Source organism: Planctellipticum variicoloris (assembly GCF_030622045.1).
Classification (GTDB): domain Bacteria; phylum Planctomycetota; class Planctomycetia; order Planctomycetales; family Planctomycetaceae; genus Planctellipticum; species Planctellipticum variicoloris.
This window is the reverse complement of sequence record NZ_CP130886.1, coordinates 765,509-786,497: the sequence shown is the minus strand read 5'-3', so window position 1 is coordinate 786,497 and position 20,989 is coordinate 765,509. Positions and strand designations below refer to the sequence as shown.

Here is a 20,989-nt window from a genome sequence, read left to right as displayed (position 1 = left end):
CGAACTGCACCGCCGCGCGTCGGCTCCGACGCGGGGGGCGGGCAGCGTTCCCGCAGAACTGCCTCACAGGAAACGTCATCATGGCCAGCCGCACGCGATCTTGCTCCCGTCGATCGGCGCAGCTTCGCCGGTCCCGCTCGAAGGCCACCGGTCGCCCGTCGCCCCGTCGGGGCTCCACGCTGCTGATCGTGATGGTGCTGATGGGGATGCTGATGCTGCTGGGGGTGTTGTTCTACACCTTCGCGGCCCAGGAGCGTGCGAGCGCCGAGTATTACTCGGACGGGGCCAAGGCGGACTTGCCGGCGGCGGACGTCGACGCGCTCATGAACTTCGCGCTGGAGCAGCTCATCGTCGGGGCCAACCCGAAGTACAAGAACAGCGCCCTGTGGGGCGGCCGGCATTCGCTGATTCCGAACATGCTGGGGAACGACGTCCATCCGTTTAACGGTCTGGGGGTGCGCGTCGTTCGCGATGGCTCGGGAAACCTGGGAGTCGATCTCAACAACGACGGCGCCGCGGACGCCGGCAACGTCACCGACGTTTACGGCCAGACTGTCGCGACGAACGCGTCGGGCAGCAGCCAGGCGGCGGACCTGCTGGACTTCGTCGACATGCCTGCGGCCCATCAAGGATTCGAACGACCGCTCAGCCAGTTCCCGGCTCCGGATGTCGACTATACGTATCCCGATATCAACAACGTCTTCCTGTCGTACGACGGCTACGATCCCGAACACGGCTATCGGGTGATCATCCCCTCATTCCACCGGCCACAACTCTTGCGGAACGGCGGTTCCGCGGTCACAAACTGGAACACCAGCGCGTCGATGGCGCGACGGGTCATGCGGGCGCACCCCAGCCACAACTACGTCCCCAAGTCGGGGCAGTCCGGGGGGGCGACAACCAGCCGCTATTTGTCTGGGGCGGGCGGGTTCCCCTTTACGCCGCCGGACAGTCAGCAGTACCCGGCCACGACGTTTTATCAGGGGATCTGGGATCCGGCGGGGACTCACGACGCCACAAATAACGCCGACCGTCGACCGGAGTTCGACGTCGACAACGATGGCGACGGGGTTTACGAAGGGGTCTGGCTGGATCTCGATTTTCCGCCGCAGGAGCAGCCGGACGGCTCGCTCTATATTCCGATGGTCTCGTTCACGGTCAAAGATCAGGACGCGCTGTTCAATCTCAACGTGCACGGCAACCTGGCGCGGGTCTGGGCCAACCAGGTGCAACTGCAGTCCCCCTTCCAGTACACGCCTAACCCCAACAATCCGAACGACGTCTTCATTTCCAAGTCCAACCTGGGACTGACGCCGTCGGAGATCAACCCGCTGTGGGGCCTGAATCGCGATCCGAGCGCTTCGGGAGAGTCGGCGTATCCGAACGCCGCCGACGATTTCTTCAATCATGCGGGTCCGACGGACTGGCGGGAGATCGCCAATCGGGAGTGGGCGTATCTGATGCTGGGGCGATTTCAGACGACGCCGTCGCTGACGCCGGGGCGCTTCGGCGAAGAGAATGTGCTGTATCGGGCGATCGATTCGGGGACGGGCCTGCCGAACTCGGCGAGCGCTCTGAAGTTTGGCGGGTTTCCGGGGCCGGGCCAGGCCCAGATCGACGACAACGGCAATCGGCAGGGAGACTGGGGCGGATCATCGACCGGCCAGGTGCTGCCGCCGTTCGTCCATCCGCTCGATTTCCTGGGGATCGGCACGCTGGCCGATACGACCGCGATGACTTATTCCGCGAAGGTTCCGCGCATCCCGGCTCCGGTAACGAACAGCGCCCGCTGGCCGGCTTACACCGGATATTCTGCGTCCGGATCGGTCCCAATCGGCTATTTGAGCGCGACCGGCGGGATCTATGACTTTGTGCCGGACACGCTCTTCAACGATCTGCAGGAAACGGTTTACGACCAGTCGGAGCGCCGGGATGAGGACAATCTGTTTGGCCCGGATGAAACGCGGGCTTTGAATCTGTCGACCGACGATTTCGCCAACGCAGTCGGCGGCGAAACGCGTCTGACGACGCTGGCGCCTTACAACATCGCCCCGGCGTCTACCAACTACGGAAGCGGCCGCTCCAGCCAGCATGCGCGGCAGAAGTTCACGACCGAGAGCTGGGACCGGAAGAATTTTTCGTGGGTCTATGATCGTGCCCGGTCGTGGGAGTATACGGCCGATGCCGACCAGGATGGCAAGATGGAGTTTCCGCCGCGATTCGGGGTCAATCCGTATGTCACCGCACTTCCGTCGGACCCGTTTCGACCGGTGCTCCGTACGCTCCTCGAAATGGAATACGGCGACCGAGCCGGGGGGCGTCGCCAGCTCCGATTCAGCGTGAATCATCTGTTGACGGATACCAACGGCAACCCCAATCCCGTCATCAGCGCCGTGCCTCCGAAGCTGCAGCTCGATCAACGACCGCTGACGCCCCATCCCAACTCGGCGTCGCTGACGGCCGCCCCGATTCCGACGCCGATGGCCGGCAGCAACAGCTATCCGTCGAATGGGAATTTCAACGGCAACCTTCAGCTTCAGGAATACTGGGCCAGACGCGACCGGCAACTGATGGCCCGCGACATTTACGTAATGCTGTATGCGTTTGGCGGGCTGGAGGGTTCGACGTCCGACACCAACCTCAACAACCCCGTCAACGGACCGATTTACTCCCCCGCGCAGTGCCGCCAGATGGCGCAATTTGCGGTCAATCTGGTCGATTCGCTGGATCGAGACAACGTGTTGACCCGGTTCGAATACGACATCGATCTCTCGACGGGCTGGGCGCTCGACGACGACCCGTACCAGGTTGATGCATCCGGCGATCGCGCCGAAGTCTGGGGCGTCGAAAGGATGGACGTCACTCTGAGCGAAGCGCTGGCCGTCCTGACGCCTGGTCCAGCGGCGATGGACTATGGGTTTACGCAATGGCGCGACGATCAGCCGCAGCCCTACTTCATGTACGTGGAGCTGCGAAATCCGGGACCGTTCAACGTCAACTTCAATTCCGGCGCCTGGCAGATCGAAGTGGTCCCTCACAGCGCCATGGGAGCACCGCTTTCTAACGATCCCAATATCCGTCGGCTGCGGCTGCTGCAGGGCAATATTCCAGCGGGGGAACGTTTCCTGATCGGCTCAGCATCCGTGAGCCCTGGCGGAACCCCCCCGAGCAGCATCATGAAAGTCAATCCGAACCACTCCACGTCGCCGCTGACAACTCCGGCACAGTTCGATATGACTCCCAGCACGTGGATCGCCCCGTCGCAAGGGCGCCCGCTAGATCTCGACCTGCTCGATCCACCCGTTGGAGCCCCCAAGGTGAAGGACGGTACAGGAACGGATGCCTCGACCAACGCCCTGCTCGATTCCGTGACTCCGAATATCGCGATCAACAATCAGCTCGACGTGCGGCTTTGCCGTCGGGCTTATCCCGACCGTCCGGCGCCAACGCCGGGAGTTGCGGTCGAGGAACAGGACAATCCGTGGGTCTATGTCGATTCGCTCTCCATCCCTGAGGTCAAAGAGTTGACGTTCGCGGCAGGCGAATCCGACTCGCAGATCCAGCAGAAGCTGAGGGACAATACAAAGAGCTTCGAGCGTCGCGAGCCGTTTGCGGGCAGCGCCGGCGAAAGTCTTTACGATCCTGCGGCCATCAATGCCAACGTGTCGCCCTACGACACTTATGTCGTCAATACGCTTGGAGCCGACAACTGCCGATTCGTCGCCGCGGCGGGTCCTTGGCGCTGGCAGCATCATTTCGACCGCGACTTCGCGTCGCTGTCGGAAATCCTCATGCTGCCGGTCGGGAACGGGAGCGACCCCACTTACAACATGGAAGTGGCTCCGGCAATTCGCGGCAGCGTCGCCCATGCGCGAAGCATCGGCAATGGATTCTCGACTCTGGTCGATCAGGTGACGAACAACCGCGTCGGCAGCGCCGCGGCAAAGTTCCTGGTTCCTCGCGATCCGGCGACTCCGACGAATGAATTGAACCACTGGCACCGCGTGCTGGAGTTGCTCGAAGTTCCGTCGCGCACTCACACGGGCATCGCCGGCTTCCGCGATCCGCTGGACTATCCGCGCGTGCCGGGGAAGATCAATCCGAACATGCTGCGGCATCCCGAAGTGCTGGCGGGATTGATCGACGACCCGTCGATCATTCAACTCGACATGTCGGCCCCCAGAACTCCGCCGGTTATGGATCAGGCGGGGGATGTTCGCGCGAATTACTGGCAGAACCTGCTGATGTCGCGGGATGGCAAGCGAGTCAGCGGGGCGGCCCCGTCTCCCGATCCGGTGACCGGACTGTATGTTCCCGGGACCGCGGACTCTACGCCGTTCCGTTCGTCGTCGTACGTGGATGCCTCGGCGAACCCGGATCTCGAGTCCAACATCCTGCGTCCCTGGACGCAGGATCCATCGGGGGCGTCGGCCGACGCCCGCCGGTTCTTTGAGCTCGGATCGACGACCCAGCACAACAATTCCAATATGGGGCTGTCTCCATCGGCTCAGCCGGTGAATCAACAGCCGGTGGAACCGGCGTTGCGGGACCGGATTACCGGCAAGATCCTCAATAACACGACGACCCGCAGCAACGTGTTCGTGGTGTTCGTGTCGATCAAGAAGTTCAAGGCCTTCGACAACGGTTCGGGGGTGATCCAGATCGGGGAAGCGGTCCGTTCAACCGGGAATGCGATCGACGACGCCCAGCCGGAATACCGCGGGTATTTCGTAGTGGACCGCTCGCAGCCGGAACGGGGCTACGATCCCTCGACGGGCACGTTTAACTTCAAAGATTTCATCCTGTTCCGTCAGATCATTCAGAATCTGGAGGAGAACTAGCGCCGGGCTGCGGCTTGAGCGAATAGGGAATAGCCAGAAAGGGGCGATTCCTATGCGACTTCACTCTCTGGCTATTCCCGACTCGCTACTCCCTATTCGCTCTCCTGGAGCCCCCGGAAACGTGGCCGTGACAAAGCCTCGCGTCCCCGGATCAAGAAGCGGTCTGGTCAGGGCCTCGGGCAATGTGAGCCGGGAGGCGACGGGATTGGCGGTGTAGAATCGATGAAATTGTGCGTTTGAGTGTTGAATCCGTGTCCCGAATTGCGTTTCCAGAGAAGACAGCCGCAAAAAAACTGGCATAATGGAGGAGTTGTCAATGGCCTGAAACTCTGTTCTCCGTCGCGATCTGCGGGCCAAACGCGATCTCACAAACCAGACCAGTCCGACGAAATTCCCTGTCGAAGTTGTCCGTTCCCTTCGTTTTCTGCAGACGCCGGCAAGTGGCGGGCGTCTGATGTGCCTTCAGTCGATCGTCAGTCCCCTTTTTGCTGTGGAGAGAAACCCATGATCGCCCGACCCCGACCTTCCGCCCGGGCCGCCCAGAAGCGGCGCGGCTTCACGCTGATCGAGCTGCTGGTGGTGATTTCGATCATCGCCGTGCTGATGTCGCTGATTCTGCCCGCCGTGCAGAACGCCCGCCGGGCCGCCCGCCGGCTGGAATGCCAGAACAACGTCAAGCAGATGGTGCTGGCGATTCACAATGTGGCGACGGGGAACGGCGACAAGCTGCCGCGGCTGGTCGACACGATTCAGCTCGACAATCCGACCGGCGGGATCACGCAGTACGTCCATTCGTGGCCGGTGTCGATCCTGCCCGCGCTGGACAACGCCGCGCTGTACCGGACGTTCCGCAGCGTGCCGACGGCTCTGGTCGCCGACCTGGACGCCAGCGGCGGGGCCGACCTGACGACGGAGCAGCGGATCTGGATCAAGGCCTTCACCTGCCCTGACGACCAGAACAATCACCAGAAGTCGCTGGGTCTGTCGTACGTGGCCAACGCCGGCTACATTGCGACGTCGTACTTCACCGACAATCAGCAAGACGCCTACCGCGTGGACTATAACGGCAACGGGACGATTGGCGATCCCCAGGACGCATCGATCGCCTATGCCACCGGCGTGTTCTGGCGGCCGGCCCAGATGTTCGTCGGCACCGCTCCGAATGCGACCGCAACGGCGGCGATGAACGGCGACACCTTCCGCGCCAGTCTGGATTACATCTCGCAGAGCGACGGGACGACATCCACCATCATGATCGGCGAAAACATCACCGCGGGAGTGACAACCACCTTTACGTATTCCGGCAATCCCGAGCAGAACACGGGATGGGCGTCTCCCAACGTGCAGCGGACGGGATTCGGCTGGATCATCGATCCCGTTGTTGCGGCCGGCCAGGGAACGAATACCGGCGCGGCACTGTCGCCGACAGGATCGCCCGCGAACTGGGGCGGCTCCGGAACCACGCTGTCCCGGATCAACTCGAACCTTGCCTCGACGAGCATTCAGCCGCGGTTGAGTTCGAACCATGCCGGTTCGCTGAACGTGGGGATGTGCGACGGCAGCGTGCGGTCGCTCAGCGAAAACATGGACCAGTACGTCTATGCCCGCCTGCTCACGCCGGACGGCCGCCGCTACGGCCAGCAGATCGTGAACCAGGCCGACTACTAAGCGAAACGCAGCGAAAGACTGATGATCGAGCGCGGGCCGGTTTTTGACCGGCTCGCGTTTTTTTGTGTTGTCAGTGGTCTGTTGCCCGTGGTCAGTGGTTGGGAAGACACGCGGACTCGCGCGTGGGGATTCGTCTTCCTGTCGGCGGATTTCGTTCTTGCCCGCGGCTTTTGCCCGTCCCCCTTCGCGGTTGAGAGGCTCTGGGCTGGAACGGGAAGAGCGACGCGGAGCGTCTGAAGAGGCGTTCCCAGGCGGAGCCTGGGAACGAGGAAAAAGCATCTCCTCTCTGGCTGCTCGCTATTCCCTGCTCGCTACTCGCTCTTCTGCGGGATCAGTTCCGTCAGGACTCGGCGGCCTTCTTTCCAGTTCAGGCCGGCGCTGCACCAGAGTCGTTCGCCGGTCATCCACCAGGGGCCGAGGCAGCCGGCTTCGCTGGCCAGTTCGATCAGCGGGCTCTCGGCGATTTTGTGACCGTCCTGCGGATCGAGCCAGACCAGCACCGGAACCAGGAGCTTCCGGTCGGCCTGTGCGAAGACGACGAGCAGCACCGAGTCGTCCGAGCAGGCGGCGAACTCTCCCTGCTGCCACCAGACGATTTCTCCCGTCTCCGTCGACAGCGCGACCAGACCGCCCACTTCGCGGACCAGGACCACTTTGTCGAGGACGGCGGCGAGGCCGGTGACGTCGGGGGAGCTCTGCTGCCAGAGGGTCCGGCCGGAGTCGGCGCTGAGACAGCGGACCGCTTTTACGCCGGGCTGTGCGACATAGACGCGACCATCCCGAACCACGGGGGGCGATTCGTAGAAGTCTTTGGGCCGGACATCGGCCTGGGCTGGCAGCCAGAGCGGGCGATCGAGCCATTCGACGTCGAAGACGGGCGAAATGCTGGCGGTGACGCCGCCGACCGTCAGGATGATCGACCGTTCGTCGCGGATCCAGGCGGCCGGGGGTTTACCCTCCCAGGCATCTCTCAGGCGGAAGAGGAGGCGTTGTTCCTGGACGGCGCCCGTGTCGGGGCTGATGGCGGTCGCCAGAATCTGCAGCGATTCGTCTTCGGTCCGATCCGCGACGAGGACCAGCAGCCGGTCATGCCAGGGGATCGGGTCGGTCAGCACGTGGAGCCCCGGTCGCTGTTGCCAGACGACTTGCCCGTCCCCCGCTCGCAGCCGGGTCAATTCGACGCCCGCTTTCGTCTGCCGACGGACAAACAGAGCGTCGCCTGCAGCGGCGACCGCCATCGGCTGATTCGGGAAATCGTGAGCCTCGCCCTGTCCGCTCCCCAGCGACACCGACCAGATCGGCTGATCGGCGCCGGTGACATAGGCGGAGACCTGGACCCGATTGCTGACGAAGGTTCGCGGTCCGTCGACCGTGACCGCGAGCTGCCGCCCGAACGGGTCGACGTCGCGCAGATCGAACTTCCCGGCGTGCTGTCCGGGGGATCCGTCGAACTGGTGCCGGGGAATCGCGCGATACTGGCCCGGCGAAGGCATTTCGGGGGGGGCGATGGAGGTCCAGGGGATCTGAATGCCGTTGGCCCGCGCAGCGCGAATGCTTTCGACCAGCGCACCGAACTCATCGGCAGTGACCGTGCGATTCCCGAGGGTCAGTTCCCTTTGCGGGGCGGCGGGGGGATAGAGGGGCGCCACTTCGCCACGCAGCGCTGAGAGAAGTTCGAGCCGGGCCAGCGCCGCGGTGCGAAAGGTCTCGAACGGGAGCCGACTGGACCGGGCGTACCAGTCTTCGGCCGCGAAGAGGTTGCCGGCCGCCAGTTGCTGATCTCCCAGCCACAGCAGAGCTTCGCCGGCGATTTCGGTCCCGGCGAACTGGAGGGCGGCCAGGCGAATGGCGGCAGAGTCGCCGGCATCGACCGCCTGCCGCATGCGAAACCGACCGGCATCGGCGTGGTCCCGTCGCAATTGTTCGGCAAATTCGGGATGCCGCAGCAATGAGTCTTCCAGGAGCACGGGGACGGAGACCGCCAGGCCGGGCTGCTGCGAGAAGGGAAGCAACCCGTCGGCGGCGTCGGTGCGCAGGGACATGGCAACGCGGCAGGCATCGGCGATCTGTCCCGCTTCGAGAGCGGCGGACAGTTCGGCGGCAAAGTTGTAGGCTTCTTTATTGACCTGCGGCTGATAGGGGTGCCGCCAGAGCGCGGGGATGACCGCCGCCGATTCGGCGTCGCCCAGTTCGGTGGACGCGACGTAGGCGGCCCAGCGGGCGAGTCGCTCGACGGTCTCGCCGGGTTCGCGCAGTCGGGCGTCGGGGTGGGGCTCCAGGCGACTGAACCGCCACCGCCGGCTGCAATTCAGGGTCCGCGCCGGCCAGCCCTCGTCGGCGGCGTAGCACTCCTGCAAGAGCTCCCGGCGGGCCAGATCGTCCCAGGCGTCGCGGGCTTTGGAGCGGGTCCAGACCGGGGCCCGGAGCCAGGCGGAGCGGATATGCTCGGTCACGCCGGGGCGTTTGCGAGTCAGCTCCGCATTGCCGACTTTGACGTAGAGAGACTGGAGCCGCTTCGCGGCGGCCTCTTCCCACCAGTCGAACAGCAGGGCGGACTCGGAGAACAGGGACGCCCAGTCGCGATCGGCCAGTTCGATGCTGCCGGGCAGGATCTGCTCGAACAAATCCAGCCGGAACTCGCGGTTGGTGATGAACGGCAGAGAGGCGAGGGAGGCGGCGGGGAGCCAGGCTTCAACGGTGGTGTCGGCTGGACGTGACTCTTCGACGCGCTTGATCCACTTGGCGCGATCGCCGGCGCCGGACCAGTCGACGGTACGGGCGGCGACGAGCAGGCTGGGGTCGATCAAATCGGACAGGCCGGTCAGTTCGCGAACCTGCAGAGAGCGCCAGGCGAGGATCCGCGGCTCCGGGCCGGGAAGGCTGATGAGGCCGACGGTCCGGATGGTTCCGCGGAAATCGCGCAGGGGATTCTCGACGATGTTGCCCCAGTGCAGGCCGTCGTCGCTGACCAGAATCGAAGCGACGCCGGCTCCGCCGACGAGTCGAATCCACGAGCCGGCGGCGACGGTAGGGGTGGCGAAGTGATCGCGGTCGTATTCGGCATCGTCGCGACGTTCGCCGGGACGGAGAAATCCGCAGGTCAGTCGCTGGTTTTTGCGGTTTCTGAAGAGTCCGAGAGTCGAAATGGGCTTTCCTTCGGCGTCGCCCAGATACACACCGGTGCCGGGCGAAGCCTCGTCGAGCTGCAGGACAATGTCAAAGAAGCCGGTTTGCGGCAGTTCCCGCCAGCAGGTGGCTTCACGGTCGGGTCGGCCGGCGGTCCAGCGGGTGACGTCGGCGGCCGGGCGCTCCCACTGGACGGCGAGGTCGTCGGCTCGCTGCCAGGGCCAGTCGGCGGCGGGTGAGCCGGCCCAGAGGGGGGGCGGAGATTTGATCTCGGGGAGCGTCAGGGGGGTGGCCTTCTGCAGCGAGATGCCGCGCAGGCGGAAGTGGCCTTCGAGGTAGATTTCGTCCGGCGCTTCGGGGGTCAGGACCGACAGCAGGACGAGATCGCCGCGGGAGAGGATCAGGCGACCGTCCTGCCAGCGCAGGTCGAAGGTTCCGGGAGTGCTGCGAAAGAAGGCGGCGTTGTCGGTCGTCAGCAGGGCTTCATAGTCGGCGGGCCGGGGAATGACGGTTTCGCGCCGGGTGCGAAAGGCGGCCCAGTGGTGGGGGTCGCGTTTGGTGTAGTAGCGGAGGGTCCGTCCGTTGGGTCCGCGCCAGCAGTGGATGGAGAGGTCTTCGATGTCGAAGGCGGTGAGCCGCAGGACGGTGTCTGCGGACCAGGGGGCTTTCAGGCGGGCGAGCCCCTGCAGCCGGGTGATGGAGCGGCCGCCGACCTGCTCGCCGAAGAGCTGCAAGCGTTCGCCTTCGACTTCCGCCAGCCAGCGCCGCGCCTGCGATTCGGTGAGTCCGCCGTGACCGATGTCGTCATAGCCGCCGGAACCGACAGGTTCCGCGGCGTTGTAGCGGGGGGCCTCCGGGAGGAGTTCGGTCGCCCAGGGGTCGGCTTCCGGTTCCTGGATGCGGACGACCAGCGGGGCGTGGTTCTCGGGAGCCAGGGCGCTGACGGCGGGTGCCGGCGGCAGCGCGGGTGGGACGACGGCCTCGGTCACTTCCGTCGGCGCTTCGGGAACGACCGATTCCGGTTCTGGCGCGGCCTGATTCTGCAGAGGCTGCTCCGCAATCTGCCACTGCGGCTGGTGCAGCAGTCGGAAGGCGAAGGCTCCGATCAGTGCGGCCAGGGCGCAGAGGCCGACCAGGAACCAGAGCGGGGAGGTCCGCTTTTTGCCGGTGACTGCGGCACGCTGCAGAATGGATTCCACGGAGACCGGCGTCGGTCCCAGGCCCGCGGCGAGCTGCGACTCCAGGGCCAGATGAGCCTGAAGGGCGTCGCGGATCTCGGCGGATTCCGTCCAGCGCTGGCGCAGGAATTCCAGCTCGGCGGCGGGCCATTCGTCCGCCGTCCGTTCTTCGATTCGCTGGATCAGTTCCTGGTCCGTTAGCATCGGTCCGATTTCCGCATTCTGACGTGCAGGCAGTCCCGGAGCGCCTGGCGGGCTCTGTGCATCAGCAACTTCACCGCTCCTTCGCTCCGATGCAGGTGCTCGCCAATTTCGATCAGTTTCCGTTCATCGCGATAGCGCAGCTCGATCGCCTGGCGCGCGCTCGGTCCCAAACCGCTCAGGCAGCCCGGCAGATGGAGCAGGGCGTCTTCGTCGGCCGACGATTCGAACGGCAGGATCGACTCCAGCTCCAGGCAGAGCTCGGTCCAGGCGACTTCTTTGCGGCGTTTGACGCTCCGGACGTGCTCGCGCAGCAGGTTGCGGGCGATTCCGAGAAGCCACGGCCGGATGAGAGCCGTGGAATCGAACCGGGCTTGCGCCTGGTAGAACCGCAGGAAAACCTCCTGGGTCATATCTTCGGCGTCGGTCGGCTGCGTGAGCCGGGCTCTCAAGTAGCCGAAGATCGCGCGCTGGTGCTGGTCAATAATCTGCCCGAACGCGGCACGGTCGCCGCGGCGAAGTTGTTCGATCAATTGCTGATCGGGCAGATCCAAAGGGTCGGGCCTTCGGGGAGCAGCGGGGCGCGGAACGACCATTCCATTATGGAGTCCTGCAGGGTCAGTTGCCATGCTGTTCCGGCGGCGGAGGAGACTCCAGCGCGCCGACCAGCCGGGCGACGAATGCAGCCAGATACAACTGTCCGGCAAGGACTTCGGCGACGACCAGCGACCTGGCGAAGCGGCTGAGCGGGACGTAGTCGCCGTAGCCGACGGTCGTCAGCGAGATGAGACTGAAGTACATCAGCTCGCCGATGTCCTGCTCAATAGACGCCGGCGTGTCCACAACCGCGGGCTGTCCGCCGGTAATGATGGCATTGGGATCCAGCGATTCCAGCGCGGCAAACACGAAGCCGAAGATGTAGGCAATCAGCAGATAGCCGCAGATGGCGCCGATAACCGTTTGAGAGGTAATGCGGTGGGGCCGAATCACCCGCACGAGGACGATCCCCTCCAGTAACGAAAAGTAAATGACGAGACTGACGTGTGACAGAAACAGCAGCCAGAAATACTCGTCTCCGAAAGTGTGTGCGGCCCAGCGCAGCGGCAGGCAGATCACCAGCAGACCGCCGACAACGAGTCGCAGCAGATGATCCCTGGCGACGGCGCGGAGTCCCGTCAGCAGGATGGCCGAGGCAAGGATGCTTGTCGTAATGGGCCAGTAGTCCGCGAGCGATGACAGAATCGCGGTCGCGCAAAGAGCGACAAGGAGCGGCGTATAGATGATTTTCGGCGGCGCGGGAGGGGCGGAGGCGGACGGGGCGTCATTCGACACGGGAAGAGTCTCGCTGGCAGGAGGTCTGGATCGTCAGTCCGCGGTGATCCGACTTACGGCGCCTTATCCCCGATACACAAGAGGCTATCGGTCGTGCGAATGTAGAGCCGACCGTCGAGAACTGCGGGGGTGGCCAGGACCGATTCCTCAAGCGCGTGCTCGGCGATCGCCTCGAACGTGTCGCTGGCCCGGAAGAGGGTCGCCCGGCCTTCTTCGCTGATCACCAGCAGTTCTTCGCCGATGACGAGCGGAGACATCGAAAACCGTCCGCGAAGTCGGTGCTGCCAGATCATCGCGCCGGTGGCGGCGTCGAGGCAGTTCAGGATTCCGGTATCATTGACGAGATACAGCCGGCCGTCGCGCCAAACAGGGGTGGGGACGTGCGGACCGCCCCGTTCGTTGCGCCAGACGACGTGGGACTCGGTGATATCTCCGTTCCCGCCCGGTCGGATGGCGAAGATCGGTCCGTTGCGGCCCGACGACGAATACAGGAGTCCGCCGCCGGAAACGATCATCGGGATGGCCTCTTCCGAGGAACCGTTGACCCGCCAGAGCTCTTCCCCGGTGGCGGGATCGTAGCCGTGAACGACATGGACGCCGTTGTAGATCAGTTCGTCGCGGGAGCCGACGCGGAGCAGGACCGGACTGGACCAGCCGGGCTGGTTCTTCCGCTCATGCTGCCAGCGTTTCTCGCCGGTTCGCTTGTCGTAGGCGGCGAAGAGCGAGGTCCCCTTCGTCTGGTCCTGGACGACGATGACCAGGTCGCCATACAGCACGGGAGTGGTCCCGGGGCCGTGCATCGTCGGGAACAGGCCGAGATCGGTCTGCCAGAGCGGCTTCCCGTCGATGTCGCAGCAGACGAGGCCGCTGTTGCCAAGAAAGGCGATCACGCGTTCGCCGTCGGTCGCGACGGTCGAGGACGCGAACGTGTTCTTCCAGTAGAGCGTTTCCACTTCTTTCGGCTGCGGTGCGGTGTACTTCCAGAGCAGGCGCCCGTCGCGGCGGTCAAAGGCGAGCAGGAACCGTTCGGGACTCTCTTTGGCGGATTCCGGGCGCGGACCCTCGGAGGTGACGAAAATACGGTCGCCCCAGACGACCGGGGCGCTGTTCCCGCGGCCCGGCAGCGAAACTTTCCAGAGTGTGTCCCAGGTTTTCGGCAATGCAGAATGAAGGACGTGTCCTTGCTGAGTCGGTCCGCGCAAGGCGGCCCATTGTTCATCCGCGCCGGGGGCGGGCAGGATCGGTTCGATGGCCAGCGTCGGCTGATTCCCGGCCGTCCCGCGCCGATCGGCGCTCTCCAGCGCCTTGAGCAGCAGTTCGGGATTCACAAACGGCGGCTTCTGCTTCTTCGCCGCGTAAGCCTCGGTCATGAGCTGCAGGAACTTGTCGGCAACGTCTTTGCGGCGGGTGTAGGCCGCCTTCAGATCGGGATTGGCGAGAACCGCTTCGACGCCGCCGTGCTGCTTGGCAAACAGGTGATAGTTGTCCGCCGTCGCCACCCGCTGCCATTCCGCCCGGAGGTCGGTGGGAATCATCGTGGCGAGGACGGCGTGATAGTCCTGGCTGGTGAGATCCTGCTCCAGCGATTTGAGGGCAAGGCTGAATTCGTAGAGTTCGGCGGCGCGGAGCGATGTACACAAGCACAGCAACAGACAGGCAATTTTCAGTGACGCCGACGGCATGCTGGGGACTTTCCAGGAAAACTACAGCGGAACTCAAAGATGCGGCACAATTGGCCGATGGCCGGCTGCCGGATCGGAGAGCGTTCAGGGCTGTTTGTAAACGACGCCCTCTTTCATCACAAAGACCACATTTCGCAGCGTGCCAATTTCGGCCAGAGGATCGCCGTTGACCGCGATGATATCGGCGAGCTTCTGTGGTTCGATGGTTCCCAGTCGATCTTCGGCTTTCAACAGGCGGGCGGCTTCGAGGGTGGCCGACTGAATCGCCTGCATCGGCGGCATCCCCCCCTCGACCATCAGCTCAAATTCGTGTGCGTTCTCGCCATGCGGAGAAACGCCGGAATCGGTCCCGAACGCGATCTTCACACCCGCCGCCTGCCCCCGCTTGAACGTGTCCCGCATGAGAGGTCCGATCGCGGCTGCTTTCGGACGAACGAGATCCGGAAAGTAGCCGGGCTCTTCCGCCTTCATGGCAACCCATTCTCCCGCCATGTTGGTCGGAACCCAGTAGGTGCCGTGTTCCTTCATCAGGGCGATCAATTCGTCGGTCATGAAGGTGCCGTGCTCAATCGAATCGACGCCAGCGAGAATCGCCCGGCGAATACCCTCGGCGCCGTGAGCATGAACTGCGACTGTCATGCCGTAGTCCTTCGCGGTCTGCACGACAGCTCGCAGTTCCTCTTCCGTGAACTGGGGATTCTGACCGCTGGCGGCCAGACTCAGCACACCGCCGGTGGCCGTCAACTTGATCAGATCGGCCCCGTCTTTGTAGCGCTGGCGGACAGCCTTGCGGGCGTCGTCTGGACCGTTAATGACCCCCTCGAGCGGCCCGGCATCCCGACGATAGTCGCCCCGCAGGGCATTCGTCGGATCGGCATGTCCGCCGGTGGTCGCCAGCGATTTTCCCGAAGTGAAGATCCGCGGCCCGGGAATCCAGCCCCTTTCAATCGCCTTGCGGAGCGCGATCGAGTTGACGCCGTTATCTCCCAGGTCGCGGACTGTGGTGAAACCAGCCATCAGCGTCGTTCGGGCATAGACGGTGGAACGGAGGGCGTAGTCAGCCTGCTCCATAAAGAAGCGTTCGGTGTAGGAATCCTTTGAGTGCTGAGCCTGCAGGTGTGTATGCATGTCCATCAGACCGGGGAGGACGGTTCCCTCGGTCAGTCGGATCAGGCGGTCCCCCTCACCGGGTTCCACGTAACCCGCAGTGACGCCGGTGATGCGGCCGGCTTCGATCGTAATCGAGACCTCGCGTCGCGGCTCCGGACTGCGACCGTCGATCAGTCGGCCGGCATGAATGATCGTGGCGGCTTCGGCAGATGACGCCGAGATCATCAGCGCAAACAGCAGTGACGAGTTCCAGACCACAACCGGCCCTTTCTGAAGTGGCATCCACCAGTTTCACCTGCCCGGGGGCAGGCGTTCGACCGCAGGATCGATGAGCGACCGCGTGTATTGGACCGCTCGGAGTTGTCCGGGGCAATGGCGGAACCGTCTCAAGAGCAGGCCGACCGCAGGGAATCGTGTTGCCGCCGCCGTTGATCCGAACTACAAACCCAGAGTCGTTAGCGTTCCGTCAGTTTCGCCTGGACAGTTTGCGATGACTTCATTGCTGGACTTTGCTGCCACATTGCTTCTGCTCGTTCCGACAGTGGCCCTGGCTCAGTCCGAGTCGCCCCCGCAAATGGGAGCGGATCTGAAGCTGGTCGACCAATTCCAGCAGACGCACCAGATCACCGACCACGTCGGTGAGGTGGTGGTGCTGGTCTTCGGCGACCGCCACGCCACGAAGGAGTGCCGGAAACTCGGGGAAGGACTGCATGTGCTGTTTCACCCCGCCGCAGCGAATCTCCCTGAGAACGAAGGGCACCTGGCACCGGTCCGACCGCTGAGGGGCCTTACGGCAGAGAATCCGGGACCGAACGTCCGGGTCATTCCGGTCGCCTGCACAGGACCAGTTCCGAAACCCATCCGAACGGTCCTGCAAAAGCAGTTTGCGAAAGGTTCTCCGCACGTGCCGGTCTGGCTGGACTTTGACAACTCATTGCGGGGGACGTTCGGACTGAAGGAAGGAGAGCCGAACATTGCCATTTTCGACTCTCGCGGATCATTCCGTAAGCTTGAGACCGGTTCGTTCGACGATTCTCGGCTGCGGGAACTTGCCGCAGTGATTGAAGGACTGAGGCAAGAGGCTGCGCGTTGAGTTCCGCTGTCGGCTCATCCCACGCAGAATGCCGAGGCCGGCAAAAAGTTCTGGTTTGCCGCGACTTTTCAGAGTACCTTCATGGGCGCGCCCTGAGCTCGAATCGAGTTCGGTTCCGTCCCCTGAAGGATGCACATCATGTCGCACAACAACCGTCGGGCATTTCTCGCGGATGTCGGCAACGCCATGCTGGCCGCCGGGATCGGGACTCACTTGGCCGCGGAACTGGGGGCCTCGACCGCGTGGGCTGATGAGGATGTCGACCGGCTGACGTTTGGCTCGAACGAGTCGCTCGTCGCGCAGATGCAGGAGACGCCTCCCGAAAAGCTGCTGCCGCAACTGGTACAGCAGTTGAATTCCGGGACGTCGCTCACCGAACTGCTGGGAGCAGGAGCGCTGGCCAACGCCCGCAGCTTTGGCGGGCAGGATTACATCGGCTTTCACACGTTCATGGCCCTCTGCCCGGCGGGGGAAATGGCCCGCGAGCTGCCGGAGCGCGAGGCGGCCCTCCCGGTACTGAAGGTACTGTACCGGAATGCGGGCCGCATGCAGGCAACCGGCGGGCGCGAGCATGAAGTGCTGCACCCGGTCAGCCCGTCGGAGGGACCTCACGACAACGAAAAGCTGCATGCCGCCGAGCGCGCGGGGGATATGGAGGGGTCCGAACGGATCTTCGCCGCCATGATGCAGGAGGGCGCACTGAACGCCTACAACCAGCTTCAACCGCTCGTCGAGGACGAAGAAGACGTCCACCGGGTGGTGCTGGCCTGGCGGGCCTGGGACACGCTGGACCTGACCGGTCCCGAGCACGCCCATACGCTGCTGCGACAATCGGTCCGGTACTGCGTCGACGTCGAGAAGCGTCGCAAGGAACGGGGCTGGGGGACGTCTGCGATCCGCGACATTCTCCCGAAACTGCTCGACCAGTATCACTTGATCGGCCGGCCGCTCGGGACTCGCATGGCCGATGATGCCTGGATCGCGTCCTTCAGCGAGACGATCTACTCGGGCACACGCTCCGAGGCGGCCGAAGCCGCAGCGGCGGCGCTGGCGGAAGGCTTTTCCGCCGCGGCCATTGGAGAAGCGATTTCGCTGGCGGCGACGAAGCTGGTGCTGTTCGACCCGGGCCGGGAAGAGAAGTATGCCTCCGCTGAAAAGCCCCCCGGTTGCGTGCATGGGGATTCGGTCGGCGTTCACGCCTCCGATGCGGCGAGCGCCTGGCGCAGTATCGCGGCGGTCTGCAATCCGCGGAACGCAGTCGCCAGCCTGATTGTGGCGGCCAGCCACACCGCAGGGCAGGGGAGCCGGCAACCGAAAGAGCCGAACGACAAGGGCGTGGATCTGGCCGGCCTGTCGGGGCTGGAACCGGCCAGGCTGCTGGGCGAACTGGACACGGCGATTCGCACGAACGATCAGGCGCGGGCCTGTGCGATCGTCCGGTGTTACGGCGCCAACGACGCAGCCGCCCGGCCGTTGCTCGATAAATTGCTGCAGCACAGCGTTCGCGCCGATGGAGCGCTGCATGCCGAGAAATACTATCGAACGGCCTCTACCGAATTCGCCAGAACGCGACCGGCGTTCCGCTGGCAGCATTTGACGGCGCTGGCCCGCGTCGTCGCGAGCGAGTCGGGACACACGGCGCCGGGCATGGACGAATCGCGGAGACTGCTGGGTCTGACTGCCGAGACGTAACGCAGCCTTCCCCGGACGACTGTGAAACCTCAATCAGGCCAACCGGACATCGGCGAGGGCCATGTTGATGTGCTGGACCGCGGCGCCGTGGTCGGAATCGCTGAGGACCGGTGTCAGCCCGGTCGTCGGCAGTTCCTGCGGCAGATCGACCCAGCTCCGGCAGCCGCCGAAGTGGGGGGAGTCGGGAATTAACAGCGGTTCGGGCAGGCGGTAGACACGGACGACCAGCGCGAACAGGCCGGGATGTTTGTAGTGGAATCGCTGGTCGACGGTCTCGTCGGACCAGTGATGCAAGCCGGCGAGTCGCGGTAGTTGATCAACAGCGGTCAATTCCAGCACCTGCTCGACGCAGGCGTAGTTTGCCAGCCGGAGCTGACCCGCGGGAGGGGTCTGCCGCCGGGCGATCTCGAGCCAGGGGGCGCCGTTCGGCGAAAGCTGGACGGGTTCCTGATGGAACTGCGTCGGGAAGAGCCAGAATTCGCCGTGGTCGACGCGGAAGCCGGCCCGTCCTTCGTGGATGCCTCCTTTGCGGAGGATCAGGCTCTGCGCCCCGGCGTCGAGGGCGGCGCAGATCGCGGCCCATTCCTTGAAGGCCCAGCGGTTGTCAGTAAGCATGATTTGGCTCGGTGGAATGTCGAATGCCGAAGGCGGAATGCCGGAAACCGACGGCCCACGTTAAAAACGATGATGTACCGTCATTGGTGAAAGTCCAACCTGCTCTTGCGGGTGAGCGTCGAAGAGGATTCTGGTAAACTTCGTACCGTTCGACGGACCGATTGACGGACTTGCTGTGAAAGGCAGTGCCCCCTCATGCCGCGCGCGTTGATTACCGGAATCACCGGACAGGATGGATCGTACCTCGCCGAACTGCTGCTGTCGCTCGGGTACGAAGTGCATGGACTCGTCCGCCGGGTGGCGCTCGAAGACGCCCGGCATCGATTGAGCCGGCTGGAGGGAATCCGGGACCGGATCACTTTGCACTCGGGGAGTCTGGAGAGCTTTGCCAGCCTGTACCGGGCGGTGCAGATTATCCAGCCGGACGAGGTGTATCACCTGGCGGCTCAAAGCTTTGTGTCCTATTCGTTCGAAGACTCGTTCTCGACGTTCCGCTCAAATATCGACGGGACGCACTTCGTCCTGGAGTCGGTCCGGCAGGCGGCGCCGCACTGCAAAGTCTACTTCGCCGGTTCGAGCGAGATGTTCGGCAACGCGCCGGAGACGCCCCAGAACGAACAGACCCGGTTCTGCCCCCGTTCGCCGTACGGCATCAGCAAGCTGACCGGCTACGAGCTGTCGCGGAATTACCGCGAGGCGTACGGGATGTTCGTCTGCTCGGGGATTCTGTTCAATCACGAGTCCCCCCGGCGGGGCTACGAGTTCGTGACGCGCAAAATCACGTCGCACGTGGCGCGGATCAAGCAGGGGCAGATCCGCGATCTGCCCCTGGGGAATCTGGAGGCCCGGCGAGACTGGGGATTCGCGGGGGATTTCGTCCGGGCGATGCACATGATGTTGCAGCAGCCGACGCCGCAGGATTATGTGGTCGCCACCGGTCAGTCGCACACCGTGCAGGAATTCTGCGAACTTGCGTTCTCCCATGTGGGTCTGAACTGGGAAAACCACGTCATCGTCGATCCGAACTTCTATCGCCCGGCCGAGGTCTTCGAACTGACGGGGGACTCGACGAAGGCCCGACGGGAACTGGGCTGGCAGCCGGACGTCGACTTCGCCGGGCTGGTGCGAATGATGGTGGATGCGGACATGGAGGACGGGCTTCGGGCTTCGGGTTTCGGGCTTCGCAGAGAATAGAGGGCGATGGCCTCTTCTCTGGCTCTCGACACTAGACTCTCGTCTCTCGACTTCCCCCTTTCCTCCCTCGACTCTGGACACTCGACTCTCCCATGATCTTCATGCTCGATAACTACGACTCGTTCACCTACAACCTCGTGCAGCGGTTCGGGGAGATCGATTCCCGGCTGGAGGTGCGGGTCGAGCGGAACAACCAGATCACGGTCGACGAGATCGCCGCGCTCCAGCCGCAGGCGATCGTCGTTTCGCCGGGGCCGTGTACGCCGCACGAGGCGGGAATTTCGATGGAACTGATCCGCAGGCTGGGGCCCACGATCCCGACATTGGGGGTCTGCCTGGGGCACCAGTCGCTGGCGGAGGTGTACGGGGCGAAAGTCGTGCGGGCCGAGCGGCTGATGCACGGCAAGGTCTCCGAGATCCACCACACGAATCAGGGGGTGTTTGCGGGGCTCCCGAATCCGTTCATCGCGACGCGATACCACAGCCTGGTGGTGCCGGAAGAGACGGTGCCGCCCGATCTGCAGGTCACCGCCTGGGTGGACTATCCGGGGCATCCGAGGGAAGTGATGGGGCTGCAGCACCGGGATTTTCCGGTCCACGGCGTGCAGTTTCACCCCGAGAGTTTTCTGACGGCTGAGAATGGGATTCAGTTGCTGCGGAATTTTCTGGGGATTGCGGGGGTGTTGCCGTAGCTGGCGGGGTGTCGAGCCCCTGTCGCGTGAGGGAAAAATGGCGGCGGTCGAGTGGATCGAGGGTTTCCAGTCGACGGTGGGGGGCGAGCCACATACCGGTTGGCTCCCACTGAACGCTGCAGTGCCGTTGCCGACTCCCGTTCGCAGCGTCGAGCTGGACCTGACGATCGAGGCCGATGGCGACGGTTTTCTGCTCATCTTTGAATCACGCGACGGGACCGTTCGCGGTGATTCGTGGCACAGCACGGTTGCCGACGCGCGCGACGCAGCGAAACGGTACTTCGGCGTTTCCACCGAAGCGTGGAGCAGGACCTGATTGGGCCGGCCCCGGGCTTCGGCGCAGAACCACCGCGTTCGCAATGCTGATGGGGTACCGGCAAGCATCGATTGTCGATCCCGCGCGTTTGCACCATTCACCCCTGAGCGGGCTGGCGGCCTGCGAGGGGGCCAACCGATTCTGACGATCGGGGCGGATCGCATTCCTTGCGATTCTTCGCGTGAGATCCGGAGAGCAAGCACACGGGACGATTTGAAACTGCGATTGTCAAGGTTTGTCGAAAAAGCC

At 63.9% G+C, this 20,989-nt stretch carries 13 protein-coding genes; 7 read left to right on the top strand and 6 right to left on the bottom strand.

Translation table 11 applies throughout. The annotated features are described in order from the left end of the window. Positions 1–80 precede the first annotated feature (80 nt). On the top strand, positions 81–4,841 hold the full coding sequence (locus SH412_RS03065; protein WP_336522039.1) for a hypothetical protein: 4,761 nt from the start codon (positions 81–83) through the stop codon (positions 4,839–4,841). Positions 4,842–5,345: 504 nt separating this feature from the next. Beyond that, positions 5,346–6,509: a DUF1559 family PulG-like putative transporter gene (locus SH412_RS03060; RefSeq protein WP_336522038.1), complete on the top strand. Its 1,164-nt coding sequence runs from the start codon at positions 5,346–5,348 to the stop codon at positions 6,507–6,509. A 311-nt stretch (positions 6,510–6,820) separates the two neighbouring features. On the opposite strand, the gene SH412_RS03055 is transcribed toward SH412_RS03060, so the two are convergent. From SH412_RS03055 to SH412_RS03035, 5 genes are all read right to left on the bottom strand, one after another. After that, positions 6,821–11,017 carry an outer membrane protein assembly factor BamB family protein gene (locus SH412_RS03055; protein ID WP_336522037.1) on the bottom strand — a complete coding sequence of 1,399 codons (4,197 nt, stop codon included), beginning with the start codon at positions 11,015–11,017 and terminating at the stop codon, positions 6,821–6,823. Continuing rightward, positions 11,011–11,568 (bottom strand): RNA polymerase sigma factor, encoded by a 558-nt coding sequence (locus tag SH412_RS03050; protein ID WP_336522036.1) that lies wholly within the window; start codon positions 11,566–11,568, stop codon positions 11,011–11,013. Before SH412_RS03050 ends, SH412_RS03055 begins: the two co-directional genes overlap by 7 nt. Before the next feature lie 64 nt (positions 11,569–11,632). Beyond that, positions 11,633–12,346 (bottom strand): potassium channel family protein, encoded by a 714-nt coding sequence (locus SH412_RS03045; protein WP_336522035.1) that lies wholly within the window; start codon positions 12,344–12,346, stop codon positions 11,633–11,635. A 53-nt stretch (positions 12,347–12,399) separates the two neighbouring features. Further along, positions 12,400–14,028 (bottom strand): outer membrane protein assembly factor BamB family protein, encoded by a 1,629-nt coding sequence (locus SH412_RS03040; protein ID WP_336522034.1) that lies wholly within the window; start codon positions 14,026–14,028, stop codon positions 12,400–12,402. Positions 14,029–14,112: 84 nt separating this feature from the next. Continuing rightward, entirely contained in the window at positions 14,113–15,420 is a 1,308-nt protein-coding gene (locus SH412_RS03035) for a metal-dependent hydrolase family protein (protein WP_336522033.1), read from the bottom strand. Between the two features lie 208 nt (positions 15,421–15,628). Between SH412_RS03035 and SH412_RS03030 the strand changes: the two genes are divergently transcribed. Both SH412_RS03030 and SH412_RS03025 read left to right on the top strand, forming a co-directional pair. Then, positions 15,629–16,231, top strand: a complete 603-nt coding sequence (locus tag SH412_RS03030) for a hypothetical protein (protein WP_336522032.1) — start codon at positions 15,629–15,631, stop codon at positions 16,229–16,231. Between the two features lie 138 nt (positions 16,232–16,369). Then, a complete protein-coding gene (locus SH412_RS03025; RefSeq protein ID WP_336522031.1) occupies positions 16,370–17,923 on the top strand; it encodes a hypothetical protein in 1,554 nt (517 codons plus the stop codon). A 33-nt stretch (positions 17,924–17,956) separates the two neighbouring features. On the opposite strand, the gene SH412_RS03020 is transcribed toward SH412_RS03025, so the two are convergent. Continuing rightward, positions 17,957–18,538 carry a DUF1802 family protein gene (locus SH412_RS03020; protein WP_336522030.1) on the bottom strand — a complete coding sequence of 194 codons (582 nt, stop codon included), beginning with the start codon at positions 18,536–18,538 and terminating at the stop codon, positions 17,957–17,959. 195 nt (positions 18,539–18,733) lie between these two features. Between SH412_RS03020 and SH412_RS03015 the strand changes: the two genes are divergently transcribed. The 3 genes from SH412_RS03015 (at position 18,734) to SH412_RS03005 (ending at position 20,740) form a co-directional block, all read left to right on the top strand. Next, on the top strand, positions 18,734–19,732 hold the full coding sequence (locus SH412_RS03015; protein WP_336522029.1) for a GDP-mannose 4,6-dehydratase: 999 nt from the start codon (positions 18,734–18,736) through the stop codon (positions 19,730–19,732). Between the two features lie 92 nt (positions 19,733–19,824). Further along, positions 19,825–20,424, top strand: a complete 600-nt coding sequence (locus SH412_RS03010; RefSeq protein WP_336522028.1) for an anthranilate synthase component II — start codon at positions 19,825–19,827, stop codon at positions 20,422–20,424. 37 nt (positions 20,425–20,461) lie between these two features. Continuing rightward, complete coding sequence (locus SH412_RS03005; protein WP_336522027.1) at positions 20,462–20,740, top strand: hypothetical protein; 279 nt, start codon at positions 20,462–20,464, stop codon at positions 20,738–20,740. The last annotated feature ends 249 nt before the right edge of the window (positions 20,741–20,989 follow it).